General features: G+C 74.4%; 15 protein-coding genes. 13 read left to right on the top strand and 2 right to left on the bottom strand.

Annotated elements, in window-relative coordinates; all coding sequences use genetic code 11:
- Window positions 1–42 precede the first annotated feature (42 nt).
- Window positions 43–909: a pyrimidine reductase family protein gene (locus tag ACF08B_RS13660; RefSeq protein WP_392317489.1), complete on the bottom strand. Its 867-nt coding sequence runs from the start codon at window positions 907–909 to the stop codon at window positions 43–45.
- A gap of 37 nt (window positions 910–946) precedes the next feature.
- Here ACF08B_RS13660 and zapE point away from each other — a divergent pair, with 37 nt between their 5' ends.
- From zapE to ACF08B_RS13620, 8 genes are all read left to right on the top strand, one after another.
- Window positions 947–2,050 (top strand): cell division protein ZapE, encoded by a 1,104-nt coding sequence (gene zapE, locus ACF08B_RS13655; protein WP_392317488.1) that lies wholly within the window; start codon window positions 947–949, stop codon window positions 2,048–2,050.
- 194 nt (window positions 2,051–2,244) lie between these two features.
- Window positions 2,245–2,640, top strand: a complete 396-nt coding sequence (locus ACF08B_RS13650) for a hypothetical protein (RefSeq protein ID WP_392317487.1) — start codon at window positions 2,245–2,247, stop codon at window positions 2,638–2,640.
- Between the two features lie 78 nt (window positions 2,641–2,718).
- Window positions 2,719–3,297, top strand: coding sequence for a carbonic anhydrase (locus tag ACF08B_RS13645; RefSeq protein WP_392317486.1), 579 nt, complete (start codon window positions 2,719–2,721; stop codon window positions 3,295–3,297).
- Window positions 3,298–3,305: 8 nt separating this feature from the next.
- Window positions 3,306–4,820, top strand: a complete 1,515-nt coding sequence (locus ACF08B_RS13640) for a SulP family inorganic anion transporter (RefSeq protein WP_392317485.1) — start codon at window positions 3,306–3,308, stop codon at window positions 4,818–4,820.
- A gap of 171 nt (window positions 4,821–4,991) precedes the next feature.
- Complete coding sequence (locus tag ACF08B_RS13635; RefSeq protein WP_392317484.1) at window positions 4,992–6,008, top strand: slipin family protein; 1,017 nt, start codon at window positions 4,992–4,994, stop codon at window positions 6,006–6,008.
- A gap of 28 nt (window positions 6,009–6,036) precedes the next feature.
- A complete protein-coding gene (locus ACF08B_RS13630) occupies window positions 6,037–7,563 on the top strand; it encodes an FAD-dependent oxidoreductase (RefSeq protein WP_392317483.1) in 1,527 nt (508 codons plus the stop codon).
- Window positions 7,564–7,656: 93 nt separating this feature from the next.
- Entirely contained in the window at window positions 7,657–8,505 is an 849-nt protein-coding gene (locus tag ACF08B_RS13625) for a polysaccharide deacetylase family protein (RefSeq protein ID WP_392317482.1), read from the top strand.
- Window positions 8,506–8,523: 18 nt separating this feature from the next.
- The gene (locus ACF08B_RS13620; RefSeq protein WP_392317481.1) at window positions 8,524–8,706 is read left to right on the top strand and encodes a hypothetical protein; all 183 of its coding nucleotides are present in this window, start codon (window positions 8,524–8,526) and stop codon (window positions 8,704–8,706) included.
- A 27-nt stretch (window positions 8,707–8,733) separates the two neighbouring features.
- Here ACF08B_RS13620 and ACF08B_RS13615 read toward each other — a convergent pair whose 3' ends face one another.
- A complete protein-coding gene (locus ACF08B_RS13615; protein ID WP_392317480.1) occupies window positions 8,734–9,174 on the bottom strand; it encodes a DUF6086 family protein in 441 nt (146 codons plus the stop codon).
- 147 nt (window positions 9,175–9,321) lie between these two features.
- On the opposite strand from ACF08B_RS13615, the gene ACF08B_RS13610 reads away from it, so the two are divergent.
- From ACF08B_RS13610 to ACF08B_RS13590, 5 genes are all read left to right on the top strand, one after another.
- Complete coding sequence (locus ACF08B_RS13610) at window positions 9,322–10,038, top strand: peptidyl-tRNA hydrolase (RefSeq protein WP_392317479.1); 717 nt, start codon at window positions 9,322–9,324, stop codon at window positions 10,036–10,038.
- A 142-nt stretch (window positions 10,039–10,180) separates the two neighbouring features.
- Window positions 10,181–11,539: a DUF692 domain-containing protein gene (locus ACF08B_RS13605; RefSeq protein WP_392317478.1), complete on the top strand. Its 1,359-nt coding sequence runs from the start codon at window positions 10,181–10,183 to the stop codon at window positions 11,537–11,539.
- Between the two features lie 163 nt (window positions 11,540–11,702).
- Window positions 11,703–12,449 carry a DUF4142 domain-containing protein gene (locus tag ACF08B_RS13600; protein ID WP_392317477.1) on the top strand — a complete coding sequence of 249 codons (747 nt, stop codon included), beginning with the start codon at window positions 11,703–11,705 and terminating at the stop codon, window positions 12,447–12,449.
- Window positions 12,450–12,548: 99 nt separating this feature from the next.
- Window positions 12,549–13,328, top strand: coding sequence for a TIGR04222 domain-containing membrane protein (locus ACF08B_RS13595; protein WP_392317476.1), 780 nt, complete (start codon window positions 12,549–12,551; stop codon window positions 13,326–13,328).
- A 148-nt stretch (window positions 13,329–13,476) separates the two neighbouring features.
- Window positions 13,477–15,141, top strand: coding sequence for an alpha/beta hydrolase (locus tag ACF08B_RS13590; protein ID WP_392317475.1), 1,665 nt, complete (start codon window positions 13,477–13,479; stop codon window positions 15,139–15,141).

Below are 15,141 nucleotides of genomic sequence, written 5' to 3'. Positions count from 1 at the left end.
CGGAACGGTATATTCCACCTATTTCCGGACCGACGGCCCATTTCAGGACCGACGGTAACGGCCGAAGAGGAATCCGTCCTCCTCCAGGAGGGAGAGGAGACCGAACCGGCGCGGAACGGCGACCGAGGGACCCCCCGCGATGCGCTGCGCGTCCCCGGCGGTCAGCGTCGGCGAGACCGTGAGGCACAGCTCGTCCAGCACCTCCGCGGCGATCAGCTGGCCGAGCAGCCGGGGGCCGCCCTCGGTGAGCAGCCGGGTGTGGCCGAGCTCGGCGAGAGCGCGCACCGCGCGGGCGGGCTCGACGCCCATGCCCTCGCCGGCCACCACCACCCGGGCGCCCGCCTTCTCGGCAGCGGCGACCCGTTCGGGGGCCGCGGCGGCTCCGGTCAGGACGAGGGTGGGGACCAGCGGCGAGGTGAACAGCGGGAGGGAGAAGTCCAGCTCCAGGCTCGCGGTGACGACCGCGATGGCCGGGGCCGGGCCCTGCCCCGCGGCCGTGCGCGCGCCGGCGAACTCGGCCCGCGCCCTGGCGGGGCGGTACCCCTCCTGCCGTACCGTTTCGGCGCCGACCACGACGACGTCGGCGAGCGCCCGCAGCGTGCCGAAGATCCGCATGTCGGCGGCGCTGGAGATGGGCTGCGAGTGCCCCTCGTGCTGGGCGGCGCCGTCGAGCGAGGAGACCATGTTGGCCCGCAGCCACGGCCGCGGGGCGCCGGGCTCCGGCGTGGGGTAGGCGTAGGCGGCGGCCAGCTCCGCGAGCGTCCACTCACGGTTCACCAGGGCGTCGGCCCCGGCAGGCCGGCCCGGCCCGCCGGCGGCACCGGTCCCGGAGGCCCCGCTTCCCCCTGCCACGGCCCCGCCGGAGTCCTGGGCTGCTGTTTCGTCGGTCACAGGGAACAGGCGTCGCATGTCGTGCAGTGTGACACGGCGCTTAGCATGGGTAACCGTGTCGTCCTCCACCTCCGCCCCCGGATCCAGCCCCGTGACCGACGCGGGCCCCCTCTCCCTGTGCGCCCGCGAGCCGCATGTGCCCGCGGACCGGCTGGTCGCCGAGATGGTGCCGCCGCCGCGTTTCGACTCGGTGCGCTTCTCCACCTACATCCCGGACCCGAACCAGCCCAGCCAGACCGAGGCCGTACGGGTCCTGGAGGGCTTCGCCGCCGGGCTCGGCGGGGCGCACGCCTCCGGCGCCGGCAGGCGCGGCTTCTTCGGGTTCGGCAGGTCCAGGGCGCCGAAGACCCCGGCCGGACCGCGCGGGGTGTACCTGGACGGCGGCTACGGCGTCGGCAAGACCCATCTGCTCGCCTCGCTGTGGCACGCCACTCCCGCAGAGCCCGCGCTCAAGGCGTTCGGCACCTTCGTGGAGCTGACCAACCTGGTCGGCGCGCTCGGCTTCCAGCAGACCGTGGCGACACTCAGCGGCCACCGCCTGCTGTGCATCGACGAGTTCGAGCTGGACGACCCGGGCGACACGGTCCTGGTGTCCACGCTGCTCGGCAAGCTGGTCGACGCGGGCGTGGCGCTCGCCGCCACCTCCAACACCCTGCCGGGCAAGCTGGGCGAGGGCCGGTTCGCCGCCGCCGACTTCCTGCGCGAGATCCAGGGCCTCTCGGCCCACTTCCGCGCCCTGCGCATCGACGGCGAGGACTACCGCCACCGCGGTCTGCCCGAGGCGCCGGCGCCGTTCGGCGACGAGGCCGTGACCAAGGCGGCGTACGCCACCGAGGGCGCCTCGCTGGACGACTTCCCGCACCTGCTGGACCACCTGGCCAAGGTGCACCCGAGCCGGTACGGCGCGCTGACCGACGGACTGCGGGCGGTGTGCCTCACCGGTGTGCGGCCGGTGCCGGACCAGTCGACGGCGCTGCGGCTGGTGGTCCTCGCGGACCGGCTCTACGACCGCGAGGTCCCGGTACTGGCCTCCGGGATGCCGTTCGACAAGCTGTTCAGCGAGGAGATGCTGAACGGCGGCTACCGCAAGAAGTACTTCCGCGCGATATCCCGGCTCACGGCGCTGGCCCGCGACGCGAAGGGACTCGTCGGCTCCTAGGGGCCCTTAGACGATCAAGCCCGCACGGGTCAAGGGCGGCTTCACGCCACGCGACCCGCGTTTTTCACGCTGTCTTGCGCGTGTGACGCGCAGTTGACCCTGCAAAGGACTTTGCAGGGTTAACGTGTTTCTTGACCAATCATTGACCAGTGCTTGGTGCGCACAAGAGATGCGGATGTGACGAAGGGGGGCGCATGTTCCGAGGTCCGACGGCCCGGGCCCTGTTCGCCCTCCTCGCCGTGGCACTGTTCGCGCTTCACCTCTTCGCCCCCACGGGAACCTTCGCAGCCGCGCACACGGCCGGTCAGCCACTGGCCATGGCCGCGCCCGGAAACCCCTCCCCCGCCATGCCGGTGCGCGACGGGGCGGACACGTTCCGCGATCCGGGCCGCCCGGGTGGACCCGTGGGCCTTCCGCACGTCCGTGACCGGCAGCGCGGCTCGGCCTCCGGCTGGGCCCAGGAACACCCGCTGATACCCGGCCGGGCGGCCGAGGCGGACCCGTCGGACACCTCCGGCGCCCCGCGGCACGCCCTCCCCGGCACCTCCAGAGCGCACACCCCGGCAGCGCTTCAGGTCTTCCGCTGCTGAGGTTCGTGCCGCTCTCCCCCCACAACCGTCGTGCACGTCCGACGCGCCGGTGCGGCGCGCCAGGAGGAACCCACACGCATGCAGCCCCTCATCGACAACGCCCGTACCTTCGGACAGCGCCCTGAGGAGTTCGCCAAGCTCGCCGAAGGCCAGTCCCCTCAGGTCCTCTTCATCACCTGCTCCGACTCCCGGGTCGTCCCGGCCCTGATCACGGGCGCCCGCCCCGGCGAGCTGTTCGAGCTGCGCACCGCGGGCAACATCGTCCCGCCCCACGCCTCGCGGCACCCCACGAGCGAGGCCGCCACCATCGAGTACGCCGTCGAGGTGCTCGGCGTCCGCGACATCGTCGTCTGCGGGCACTCGCACTGCGGCGCGGTCGGCGCACTGGTGCGCGGCGACGACCTCACCGCCGTACCCGCCGTGCGCGACTGGCTCGCGCACGCCACCCCGCGCCCGGCCGGCGCGGCCGAGGACCCGGAGGTCGCCGAGGGCGTCCAGAGCCACGTCCTGACCCAGCTGCTGCGGCTGCGCTCGTACCCCTGCGTCCAGCGGAGGCTGGCCCAGGGCGTGCTCGGCCTGCACGCCTGGTACTACGAGGTGCACACCGGCGCCGTACGGACGCACCGCCCGCAGACCGACACCTTCGAGTCCCTGTGAGCGCGCCGATGACCAGTGACCGCAGCCTCACCTCCCGTTTCCCTCACCTCCGGCACGACTTCGCCGCGTCCCTCGTGGTCTTCCTGGTCGCCCTGCCGCTCTGCGTCGGGGTGGCCGTGGCCTCCGGTGTCCCGGCCGAACTGGGCCTCGTGACCGGCATCGTGGGCGGCATCGTCACCGGGCTGATGCGCGGCAGCAGCCTCCAGGTGTCGGGGCCCGCGGCCGGCATGACCGTGCTCGTCTTCGAGGCGGTCAAGGAGTTCGGCCTGCCCGTGCTCGGCGTGATCGTGCTCGCCGCCGGCCTGCTCCAGGTGGCCATGGGCGCCCTGGGGCTCGGCCGCTGGTTCCGCGCCATCTCGGTCTCCGTCGTGGAGGGCATGCTGGCCGGAATCGGTCTGGTGCTCATCGCCGGACAGCTGTTCCCGGCGCTGGCGGCGAAGGCGCCCGACTCCGGTCTGGGCAAGATCGCCGGACTGCCCCGCGCGCTCCTGGACGCCCTCGGCGACGGAAAGGCACTCGCCTCCCTCGCGGTGTGCGCGGGCACGGTCGCGGTGCTCGTGCTGTGGAAGCTCGCCCCGGCGAGGGTGCGCACGCTGCCGGGTCCGCTGGCCGCGGTCGGTCTCGCCACCCTGGCCGCGTACCTGCTGCACCTGCCGGTGGCCACGGTCGAGGTGAAGGGGCTGCTGGGCTCGATCCAGCCGCCGCCGGTGAGCGCCTTCGGCGAACTGGCCGGCGTCGGCGTCCTCGGCACGATCGTCGCCTTCACTCTGATCGCGTCGGCCGAGTCGCTGTTCAGTGCGGCGGCCGTGGACCGGCTGCACTCCGGTCCGCGCACCCGGTACGACCGGGAACTCATCGCCCAGGGCACCGGCAACACGGTGTGCGGGCTGCTGGGCGCGCTGCCGATGACCGCGGTGATCGTGCGCAGCGCGGCCAACGTCCAGGCGGGCGCCCGCACGAAGGCCTCCCGGGTGCTGCACGGCGTGTGGCTGCTGCTGTTCGCCGCGCTGCTGCCCGGCGTGCTCGCGTACATCCCGATCCCGGCCCTCGCCGGCATCCTGATCCACTCCGGCGCCAAGCTGGTGCCGGTGCGGACGCTGGCCGCGCTGTGGCGGGAGAACCGGGGCGAGGCACTGATCCTGTCCGTCACCGCCGTGTCCATCGTGGCGGTCAGCATGTTCGAGGGCGTGCTGATCGGCCTGGCGCTGGCCGTGGTCAAGACGGCGTGGGAGGCCTCGCACATCCGCCTGGAGGTCGTGGACAAGGGCGCGGGGCCGGTCGAGGCCCACCTCTCGGGCAACGCCACGTTCCTGAGGCTGCCGAAGATCCTGGACAGCCTGGAGTCGCTGCCCCAGGACCGCCCGGTCCGCCTCGACCTCTCCGGCCTCCACCACCTGGACCACGCCTGCCGCACCGCCCTGGAGAACTGGGCCGAGCGGCACAGCGCGGCGGGGACCGAGCCGGTGCAGGTCACGATCCCGGCGGCGCGCGGACACGAGCCGGCGAAGGCGAGAACGGCCTGACACCGGCCCGTCCACGCGCCTGTCGCGCGGCTCGCCTCCGGGCGGCCGCGCGACACGGCCGGTGGCGGGCACCCGGTGTCCGCCGCCGGCGCGGGCCCATGGCTTCCACCCCGACCCCGGGCATATCGTTGCAGGAGCGGACAGAACAGGCCTCTGAACGAGGAGGTCATCATGCTCCAGGAAGTGCTGGGCGCCATCGCCGCCGCGGGCGCCGTCGGCGCCGTCTATCTCGCGATGGCCGCACGGGTGGTCAAGCAGTACGAACGCGGCGTCCTGTTCCGGCTCGGCCGGGTCGCGGGTGACGTACGGGACCCGGGCCTGACGCTGGTCATCCCCTTCGTCGACCGGCTGCACAAGATCAACATGCAGATCGTGACGCTGCCGATCCCCGCCCAGGAGGGCATCACCCGGGACAACGTCACCGTCCGCGTGGACGCGGTCGTCTACTTCCGGGTGATGGACCCCACGAGCGCGCTGGTGAAGGTCGAGGACTACAAGTTCGCCGTGTCGCAGATGGCCCAGACCTCACTGCGGTCGATCATCGGCAAGAGCGACCTCGACGACCTGCTCTCCAACCGGGAGAAGCTCAACCAGGGCCTGGAGCTGATGATCGACAGCCCGGCCGTGGGCTGGGGCATCCAGGTGGACCGGGTGGAGATCAAGGACGTCTCCCTGCCGGACACGATGAAGCGGTCGATGGCCCGGCAGGCCGAGGCCGACCGGGAACGCCGGGCCCGGATCATCAACGCCGACGCCGAGCTCCAGGCCTCCAAGAAACTCGCGGAGGCCGCCCAGCAGATGTCCGGCACGCCGACGGCGCTCCAGCTGCGGCTGCTCCAGACGGTGATGGCGGTCGCGGCCGAGAAGAACTCCACGCTGGTGCTGCCCATCCCCGTGGAACTGCTGCACTTCCTGGAGCGGGGCGGGCAGCAGGGCACGCCGGACACCGGCGGGGAGCGGCGGAAGCCGCCGCCGGAGGCCGCCGCCCTCCCTGAGACGCTCCCCGAGAACCTGGCGGAGAACGTCCCCGAGCAGCCCGCCCCCAACGGCGACCCGGACCGGCCGGGCATCGCCGCCCTCCCGGACAGCCTGCCGGAGGGGCTCGCGGAGCAGCCCGCCCCCAACGGCGGCGGAGGGGCGGGCCCCGCGGGACAGGGGCCACGGGAACGGCTGCCGAAGCAGACGTGAGCGCCGACCGGTGGGGTACCCGGCGGGCATGCACGAGCAGCGCAGGGTCACCGACTCGTACTGGCTGACGACCGCCCCCGGGCCGTCCCGTCCCGCGCTGGCCGGGGACGTCGACGTCGACGTGGCGGTCGTCGGCGCGGGCATGGCCGGCATCAGCACCGCCCACGAACTGACCCGTGCCGGCCTGCGGGTGGCGGTCCTGGAGGCCGGCCGGGTCGCCGGCGGCGTCACCGGGTTCACCACCGCCAAGCTGACCGCGCAGCACACGCTCGTCTACGACCGGCTGCGCCGCACGCGCGGGCCCGAGGGGGCGCGGCTGTACGCCCGTTCGCAGTCCGAGGCGATCGAGCACGCGGCGATGCTGGTGGCCGAGCTGGGCATCGACTGCGAGTGGGAGGTGCGGGACGCCTACACCTACGTGCGGGACCGGGAGCGCGCCGAGGAGGTGCGGGCCGAGGCGGAGGCCGCGCGGGTGGCGGGGCTGCCGGCCACGTTCGTGACCAGGACCGGGCTGCCCTTCCCGGTGGCGGGCGCGGTCCGGGTCGCCGAGCAGGCCCAGTTCCACCCGGTCAAGTACCTGCGGGCGCTCACCGCCGACCTCGTCGCGCGCGGCGGGCAGGTGTACGAGCAGACGCGGGTCGTCGGACTGCAGGAGGGCGGGGAGCCCTGCCGTCTGACGACGGAGGCGGGTCACACGGTGACCGCCCGGGACGTCGTGATCGCCACGCACTATCCGGTGTTCGACCGGGCCCTGCTGTTCGCCCGGCTGTCGCCGCGCCGGGAACTCGTCGTCGCGGGGCCGCTGGGCGACGGCCCGGACCCGGCGGGGATGTACATCACCCCGGAGGAGAACACCCGCTCGGTGCGCACCGCGCCGTACGGCGCGGACGGGCAGCGGCTGCTCGTCGTCACGGGCGAGCACTTCACCCCGGGCACCGGCGATCCGCAGGCGGGCTTCGACCGGCTCGCCGGCTGGGCCGAGGTGCACTTCCCCGGCGTGGGGCTGGACCACGCCTGGGCCACCCAGGACAACGAGTCGACCGACACCGTGCCGCTGGTCGGCCCCTTCCACCCGGGCGCCCGGCACACCTACGTGGCCACGGGCTTCGGCGGCTGGGGCCTGAGCGGCGGCATCATGGCCGGGCTGCTGCTGACCGCGCTGATCACCGGCCGTGACAGCGCCTGGCGCGAGCTGTACGACCCGCGCCGGCTGAAGTCCGTCGTGCGCGAGGCGCCGTCGCTGCTGAAGACGCAGGCGGAGGTGGCCCGGCACTTCGTCGGCGACCGGCTGAAGCCGGCGGCGTCCGTGGACGAGCTGACCCCCGGGGACGGCGCGCTGGTCCGGGCCGGCGGCGAGCGGCTCGCCGTGCACCGCGACGAGGAGGGCGATCTGCACGCCGTGTCGGCCCGCTGCACCCATCTGGGCTGCCTGGTCGCCTTCAACCGGGCCGAGCGCGCCTGGGAGTGCCCCTGTCACGGCTCACGCTTCGACGTGGACGGCTCGGTGCTCCAGGGACCGGCGGTCAAGCCGCTGGAGCAGCACGATCTCGGCTGACCGGTGACCGACGGCCCGCCGCGCGGGTGACCGTGCCGCCGCGCCACGGGACATATCACCATACAAACGTGCATTCAGTCCTACGTTCGTACGGTGATCCCACTCGCACGCCGTCTCACCGCCGTCTGCGCCCTGGGCGCGGCTCTCACCGCCTGCGGCACCGCGGGCCCCGCGGGTACCGCGCACCCGGCCAAGTCGCCCGTCTCCTCCTCCCCGTCCCCTTCCCGCCCGCCGCTGCTCGCCCCGGGTCCGGGCGGTCTGACCCCGGTCTTCGAGCACGGTCCGCGCACCCTGGGCAAGACCGTCGCGCTGACCTTCGACGCCGACATGACCGCCGACGAGGGTCGCCGCGCGGCCTCCGGCGAGCACTTCGACAACCCGGGCCTCATCGCCGCCCTGCGTTCGCTGAAGGTGCCGGCGACCGTCTTCATGACGGGCCGCTGGGCCGACCAGTACCCGGCCCAGGCCCGCAGCCTCGGCCACGAGGCACAGTTCGAGGTCGCCAACCACTCCTACAGCCACTACGCGTTCACCGAGGACTGCTACGGCCTGCCGACCGTCGGCGCGGACCGGATGCGGTCGGACGTGGAGCGGGCCTACACCTCCCTCCGCAAGGCGGGCGTGCCGAAGCCGATGCCGTACTTCCGCTTCCCGGGCGGCTGCTACGACCGGCAGGCCCTGCGCGCGCTGAGCGGGCTCGGGGTGACCGCGGTGCAATGGGACGTGGTGAGCGGTGACGCGTTCGCCACGGACGCCGACGCGGTGGTCCGGCAGGTCCTGGACGGAGTGAAGCCGGGCTCGGTGGTCGTCATGCACTGCACCCGCAGCGCCGCCCCGACGACCGAGCGGGTCGTCCGGTCCGTGGTGCCGGAACTGCGCAAGCGCGGCTACCGCTTCGTCAAGGTCTCCGAGCTGGTCGGCGAGAGCGGCGGACACCGCTGAGCGTCCTACGCTGGGAGCATGAGCGACGAGGACTACTGCACGATCGCCGACGCCACGAAGCCGCCGAGGGCCGACGGGCCGCCGTACGCGCAGTGCGTGCTGTGCCAGGAGCCGACGGAGTACCCGGAGTCGTACAAGGGCGTCACGCTCTGCCCGGTGTGCGAGTGGCAGGAGGCGCAGCGCACCGCCTGCTCGGGGTGACCGGCCGCCGGGCGCGGCCGCGGCAGGTCAGCGGGGCATGCCCCGGCTCAGCTCCGCCGCCCGCGCCCGCAGGTCCGCAGCCCACGCTCCGCCCTCGGCCGGTCCGGACAGCCCGGTACGGGCCGAGACCTGGACGTCCGGCAGCGGGCCGTCCGGGACGGCTTCGAGCCGTGCCCAGTCCACGGGGACGCCGACGCGCCCGGCGAGGACCAGCACGGTGGCGACGAACCCCTCGGACAGGGCCAGCAGCACGGAGTGTCCGGTGCGGCGGTGCCGGGCGAGGAGGGCGTGCGTGAAGACGCCGAAGGCGACGGGGTCGACCTGGCACTCGTCGTTCTCCATCGGCCCGAGGCCCGACGGCAGCCCCAGTTCCGCCTCGAAGACCACCACCTGGCGCAGGAAGAGCCGCGCGGCCCCGTCGGAGGGGTTCCACAGCGTCTCGTCACCGATGTCGAAGTACTGACTCATCCCGGTCCCCCGCCCGTCGATCCGGAGTGGATCAAGAGTTGATCGAGAGAGCAGATTAGTCGGCCGGTCCGGTGCGGGGCGCCGGAATTCCCTCCGCGGGGAACGCGCGTTGATCGGCGGGTCGGCGGCTTCGTAGGGTGGGCTGTCGTGAGCCACGTTCCCACCTCCGGTGACAGTCCCTTCCAGGCCGAGCGCACTCCCCGCGACGAGGCACCGCAGTTCGTCCTGCCGCTCGTCGTGCGGATCGAGCGCGGCGCGCCGCCCGCCCGTACCGACGCGCTGGAGACGGCCGCCCGTGCCGTGCTCCTGCTGCTCGGCGACGCACGGGCGCACGGCGACGGCGAGTGGGCCGAGGCCGTCCGGAAGTGGGAGGACGCCCGGATCCGCAAGGTCGTCCGGCGGGCCCGTGGTGCCGAGTGGCGGCGCGCCGAGGCACTGCCGGGGATCACGGTGACCGGCAAGTCCGCGGAGGTCCGGGTCTTCCCGCCGGTCCCGCTGGACGGCTGGCCCAAGGAGCTGGCCAAGCTCCAGGTGTCGGGCACGGAGCTGGACGACCCGGAACCGCCCGCCGCGGCGGACCCGGGCCGGCCCGTGCTGTGGCTCAACCCGGAGCTCCGGATGTCGGCCGGCAAGACGATGGCCCAGGCCGGGCACGGCGCCCAGCTGGCCTGGTGGGCGCTGTCCGACGCCGAGCGCGCCGCCTGGCGGGACGCCGGCTTCCCGCTCTTCGTCCGCACCGCGGAACCCGCCGACTGGGCCCGGCTGACCGGCGGTGGGCTGCCCCTGGTCCGGGACGCCGGTTTCACGGAGATCGCACCGGGCTCCTGCACGGTCGTCGCCGACCACCCGGCGCTCGACGGCTGAGGCGAACCGGGCGGGGACCCTCCGCGCCGGAACCTCAAATGTTGCTCTGAACACGCCACCGGCGGGGTTCGGGGCCGCCCGCCGGGGCCATACCCCCGTCACTCGGCGCACGAGCACCGCGCCTGGAGGAGGGGGAGGCGCCATGCGGCGACTGGGCACGGGGATCGGCTGGCGGCCGGAGATCGCGGACGCCGTGGAACGCATGCCGGGCATCGACTGGGTGGAGGCGGTGGCGGAGAACCTCTGCCCGGGCCACCTCCCCGAGTCGCTGCTGCGGCTGCGCGAGCGGGGCGTGACGGTGATCCCGCACGGCGTCTCCCTCGGCCTCGGCGGCGCGGACCGCCCCGACGAGGGCCGGCTGACGGCGCTGGCCGAACGGGCGGAGGCGCTCGGCGCCCCCCTGGTCACCGAGCACATCGCGTTCGTCCGGGCGGGCGGTGCGCTCACCGCGTCCCCGCGTCTCGAAGCGGGCCATCTGCTGCCCGTGCCGCGTACCCGGGACGCCCTGGACGTGCTGTGCGAGAACGTGCGCATCGCGCAGGACGCGCTGCCGGTGCCGCTCGCCGTGGAGAACATCGCCGCGCTGTTCTCCTGGCCGGGCGAGGAACTGACCGAGGGGCAGTTCCTGTCCGAACTGGTCGAGCGGACCGGGGTACGGCTGCTCATCGACGTGGCCAATCTGCACACCAATCACGTCAACCGGGGCGAGGACCCGGCGCAGGCGCTGGCCGCGCTGCCGCTGGAGGCGATCGCCTACGTCCATGTCGCGGGCGGTTTCGAGCGGGACGGCGTCTGGCACGACAGCCACGCGCACCCGGTGCCGGCCCCGGTCCTCGACCTGCTGACCGACCTCGCCTCCCGGGTCGCCCCGCCGGGCGTCCTGCTGGAACGCGACGAGAACTTCCCGGAACCGGCGGAACTGGAGCGGGAGTTGACGTCGATCCGGGGCGCGGTCCGCGAGGGGCGCGCACGGGCGGCCGACGGCACGGCTCCCGCGGCCGGCCCCCCGGCCGGCTCTCCGGGCGATTCGGCGGGCGGCTCGGCGGGCGGGGGTGTCGCGGTCCTCACGCGGACGGCGGCGGGAGTGGGCACCCGGGAGGCGACCAGGGAACGGCTGGGGGTCGCGCAGGCCGCCGTACTGTCCGCGCTGGTCGCCGGGACGCCGGTGCCGGAGGGGTTCGACCGGGTGCGGATGGGGGTGCAGGCGCGGGCGCTCGCGGCCAAGCGGGCCGGCGTGGTGGCGAAGGTGGCCCCCGAGCTTCCGGAGATCCTGGGCGCGGGATACCGGCCGGCGTTCCTGGAGTACGCCCGGACGCGGCCGATGAGCGAGGGCTACCGGCGGGACGCGCTGGACTTCGCCGGTCACCTGCTGCGCACCGCGCCGCCCGCCGAGGCGGCGGCCCGACGGGACCTGCGGAACTGGTGGCTGGACCGGGCGGGCCCGGCCCCCCGCCCCCGCGGCCCGGTGGCACGGGCACGGGCAATGCTGCGCAGGGGCTGAGGCCGGGAGGTGCGGCCGGGCGGGGCCGGTTCCTCCGAGGGCGCGGGCGGGGTGCCGGGACGCCCCGGGGGCGCGGGCCGTGTCCGCGGCCCCAGTAATATGCCAAGCCGCACCCACCCACCCTCAAGCACCCCTGGTGTGCGGTGCCGTATCAGGAGGCGCCATGCGACCGCGACCCCCGCTCGAGGGCCGAGGCATATTCAGCGGTACCGGGCTCATCATCACGGGCCTGGCGGCGACGGTCGTGGCGCTGCTCTTCCCGCTCTGGTCGTACGCCGACCGGCCGGACGCGGCCTCCGCGGGCGTGCTGAGCGCACGGACCGTCACCACCCCGTTCGGCCCGCTGTCCGAGCAGGACCGGGACTTCATCACCAAGGTCCGGCTCGCCGGCCTGTGGGAGCTGCCCGCCGGGGAACTGGCGGAGCGCGAGGGGACCAGCCCGGCCGTCCGCACCGCCGGGGCGCACCTCGTCGACGGCCACAGCTCCCTCGACGCCCACGTGCGGACCGTCGCCACGCAGCTCGGCGTCCCGCTGCCCAACGAGCCGAACGAGCAGCAGAAGCAGTGGCTGGCCACCCTGGGCGCGGCGCGCGGGCAGGACTTCGACCGCCGGTTCGCGGGCATCCTGCGCCTGGCGCACGGCCGGGTGTTCTCGCTGGTCGCCCAGGTCCGGGCGGGCACCCAGAACTCCCTGGTGCGTGATCTCGCCGACGACGCGAACGACACCGTCCTCGACCACATCAAGATCCTGGAGGCGACGGGGTACGTCGACTTCGCCGCGCTGTCCCGGGACCTCGCGGCCTCCGCGACCCCGGTCCCCCCGCCCCCGGCCGTCGCGCCGGGCGCCGCCGTCCCGGTGACGCCCCCGCCCTCGGCCACCAGCGCGCCGCCGCCGACGAGCAGCCCCTGACCTGCACGGGAAACGGAACGTCACGTACCCGCAACGCTCGGAGTTCGAATGCTGAACAGGGCATGGCGTTCGCACGGGCCTCTGGCATACAAACACGTCATGTTCTGGGTCCTACTTCTCCTTCTGGCCTGGGCGTTCGCCGGCCTCGCGTGCACCCGTCTGTGCCTGGCGGCGGTCCGCGCGGCGGCCTCGGACGCGGGCGGCACCGCAGCGGACGGGGCGCACGCGCTGACGCTGTACGAGGCGGCCTTCCTGTCCGGCGGCCCGGCCCGGGTCGCCGACGTCACCCTGGTCTCCATGGCCCGGCAGCGGCGGCTGCTGCTCGCGCACACGGGCTGGGCGACGGTGGTCGACCCGCGGGGCCGTGACGAGATGGAGCGGTCCGTCATAGGGGCGATAGGCCCGGAGGGCCAGTCCCGGATCGCTCCGGTGCGGGCCCGCGCGGCCGGTGCCGAGTCCGTGCGCCGGCTCGCGGACGGCCTGGTCCGCGCGGGCCTCGCGGTGCCCGACGGCTCCGGTACGAGCGTGGGCGCGGCCGTGCGCCAGGTGCGGGCCGCCGCCCTGACCGTCGTCGTGCTGGGCGCGGCCGCGCTGGCGCTGCCCGTCCAGACGGGGACGCCCCGGCTCCTGGTCGCCCTGTGGTTCGCCCTGCCCCTCACGCTGTCCCTGAGCTGTCTCGCCATCGCCCGCTTCGAGGTGCACCCGTACTCGCGCTGGGCCTCCCCGGCCGGTCAGCGGCTGCTGGGCACGCTCACCCGCGGTCCGGCCGGCGACGAGCGGTCGTTCCTCACCTCGGTCGCCGTGCGCGGCGTCCGGGCGATCGGCGAGCCGGAACTGCGCGCGGCCTTCGCCCATCGCGACCAGCCCCGGCGGGAGTGAGGGCACCCTCGGGGGCGCACAGGGGTCATTGACGCCGACACCGGCCGGGTGGTGCTTGCCTTCACCGACGGCCGACCGAAATATCCCTTCTGGTGTCGCCGGGCCGTGGCAGCCGTGCCATCGCCGCCGCGCACCGGAGGGATACGCGATGAGAGCTGCCGCCCTGTACTCGGCCGCCGGGTCCTTGCTGCTGGCCGGGCTGGCCGCGGCCCCGGCGGGCGGCGCGCCCGCCGCTCCCGGGGCGCCCGACGGCCCTGGCGCGGCCGAACTGCGCGGCACCGCCGTGGCCGCGGCCCGAGCCCGGGCGGCCGGTGTCGACTTCGGCGCGTGCTCCGCCGCCGACGTGCCGGAGGCGCCCAGCGGCCTGCGCTGCGGCACGGTGTCCGTCCCGCTGGACTACGCCCACCCGGACGGCAAGCAGATCAGACTCACCGTCAGCCGGATGCGGGCCTCGCAGAAGGACCCCCACAACAGCAAGCGGAAGGTCCCCCGGCAGGGCGCCCTCGTGTACAACCCGGGCGGTCCCGGCGCCTCCAGCATGTACTTCCCGCTGATCGGCATGGTCCCGGAGTGGAAGCGGATCGCCGCCGCGTACGACCTGGTCGGCTACGCGCCGCGCGGCGTCGGCCGTTCCGCGCCGCTGTCCTGCGAGGATCCCCGGCGCTACTTCAAGGCACCCACCGCGTCGCCGACGCATCCGTCGGAGGCGTACAAGCGCGAACGCGTCGCGGCGGCGAAGGCGTACGCGCGCGGGTGCGCCCAGCGGTCGGGCAGCGGGCTGCGCCACTACACCTCCCTCAACAACGCCCGTGACCTGGACGTCCTGCGGGCCGCGCTGGGCGAGGACCGGCTGACGTTCATGGGCGCGTCGTACGGCACCTACTTCGGCGCGCTGTACGCGGCGATGTTCCCCTCGCACGTGCGGCGGATGGTGCTGGACTCGGCGGTCAACCCGGACCCGGCGAAGATCTGGTACCGCAGCAACCTGGACCAGTCGGCCGCGTTCGAGGAGCGCTGGACGGACTTCCGCGAGTGGATCGCCCGTCACGACGACGCCTACCGGCTCGGCAACACGCCCGCGAAGGTGCAGAGCAGCTACGACACCGCGCGGCAGCGGCTGGCCGGGAAGGCGGCGGGCGGCAAGGTCGGTCCGGGCCAGCTGCAGAACGTCTTCCTGGCGGCCGGGTACTACGACGATTTCTGGCCGAGCCGGGCCGCGGCCCTGTCGGCGTATCTGCACGGCGACCCGCAGCCTCTGGTCCGGCTGGCGGCCCCGATGGCGGAGACGGCCGCGGAGGCGGAGAACAGCAGCGCGGTGTACACGGCCGTGGAGTGCAACGACGCGCCCTGGCCGACGGACTTCACGGTGTGGGACCGCGACAACACCCGGCTCGCCCGGGTCGCGCCCTTCGAGACGTGGGACAACGCCTGGCTGAACCTGCCGTGCGCCTACTGGCAGACGCCCCGCCGGCAGCCGATGGACGTGCGCACCGGCCCGGGTGAGCTGCCGCCGGTGCTGATCCTGGCGGCCGAACGGGACGCGGCCGCGCCCTACTCGGGTTCCGTGGAGATGCAGCGGCGGCTGGCCGGCTCGGTGCTGGTGACCGAGCGGGACGCGGGCACGCACGGCGTCGCCGGCGGCCCGAACCGCTGCGTCAACGCCTACTTCGACGCCTACCTGCTGGAGGGGCGCCTCCCGGCGCGGCACGCGTCCTGCGCGCCGCGCCAGGAACCGAAGCCGGACGCCTCCGGCGGACGGACCGCCGCGGAGGTCCGGCGCGGCGGCGTCAAGGGCAGCAGCGGCCGGCGCTGA

This window comes from Streptomyces sp. NPDC015139, from assembly GCF_043079785.1.
Taxonomy (GTDB): domain Bacteria; phylum Actinomycetota; class Actinomycetes; order Streptomycetales; family Streptomycetaceae; genus Streptomyces; species Streptomyces albidocamelliae.
Note: the sequence above shows the minus strand (reverse complement) of the source record. Positions and strands in the feature narration are given on the sequence as shown.

Excerpts from the sequence above, each read along its gene's own strand:
- ACF08B_RS13660 (WP_392317489.1), bottom strand. The coding sequence starts at position 909 with ATGCGACGCCTGTTCCCTGTGACCGACGAAACAGCAGCCCAGGACTCC.
- ACF08B_RS13650 (WP_392317487.1), top strand. The coding sequence starts at position 2,245 with ATGTTCCGAGGTCCGACGGCCCGGGCCCTGTTCGCCCTCCTCGCCGTG.
- ACF08B_RS13645 (WP_392317486.1), top strand. The coding sequence starts at position 2,719 with ATGCAGCCCCTCATCGACAACGCCCGTACCTTCGGACAGCGCCCTGAG.
- ACF08B_RS13640 (WP_392317485.1), top strand. The coding sequence starts at position 3,306 with ATGACCAGTGACCGCAGCCTCACCTCCCGTTTCCCTCACCTCCGGCAC.
- ACF08B_RS13635 (WP_392317484.1), top strand. The coding sequence starts at position 4,992 with ATGCTCCAGGAAGTGCTGGGCGCCATCGCCGCCGCGGGCGCCGTCGGC.
- ACF08B_RS13630 (WP_392317483.1), top strand. The coding sequence starts at position 6,037 with ATGCACGAGCAGCGCAGGGTCACCGACTCGTACTGGCTGACGACCGCC.
- ACF08B_RS13620 (WP_392317481.1), top strand. The coding sequence starts at position 8,524 with ATGAGCGACGAGGACTACTGCACGATCGCCGACGCCACGAAGCCGCCG.
- ACF08B_RS13615 (WP_392317480.1), bottom strand. The coding sequence starts at position 9,174 with ATGAGTCAGTACTTCGACATCGGTGACGAGACGCTGTGGAACCCCTCC.
- ACF08B_RS13605 (WP_392317478.1), top strand. The coding sequence starts at position 10,181 with ATGCGGCGACTGGGCACGGGGATCGGCTGGCGGCCGGAGATCGCGGAC.
- ACF08B_RS13600 (WP_392317477.1), top strand. The coding sequence starts at position 11,703 with ATGCGACCGCGACCCCCGCTCGAGGGCCGAGGCATATTCAGCGGTACC.
- ACF08B_RS13595 (WP_392317476.1), top strand. The coding sequence starts at position 12,549 with ATGTTCTGGGTCCTACTTCTCCTTCTGGCCTGGGCGTTCGCCGGCCTC.
- ACF08B_RS13590 (WP_392317475.1), top strand. The coding sequence starts at position 13,477 with ATGAGAGCTGCCGCCCTGTACTCGGCCGCCGGGTCCTTGCTGCTGGCC.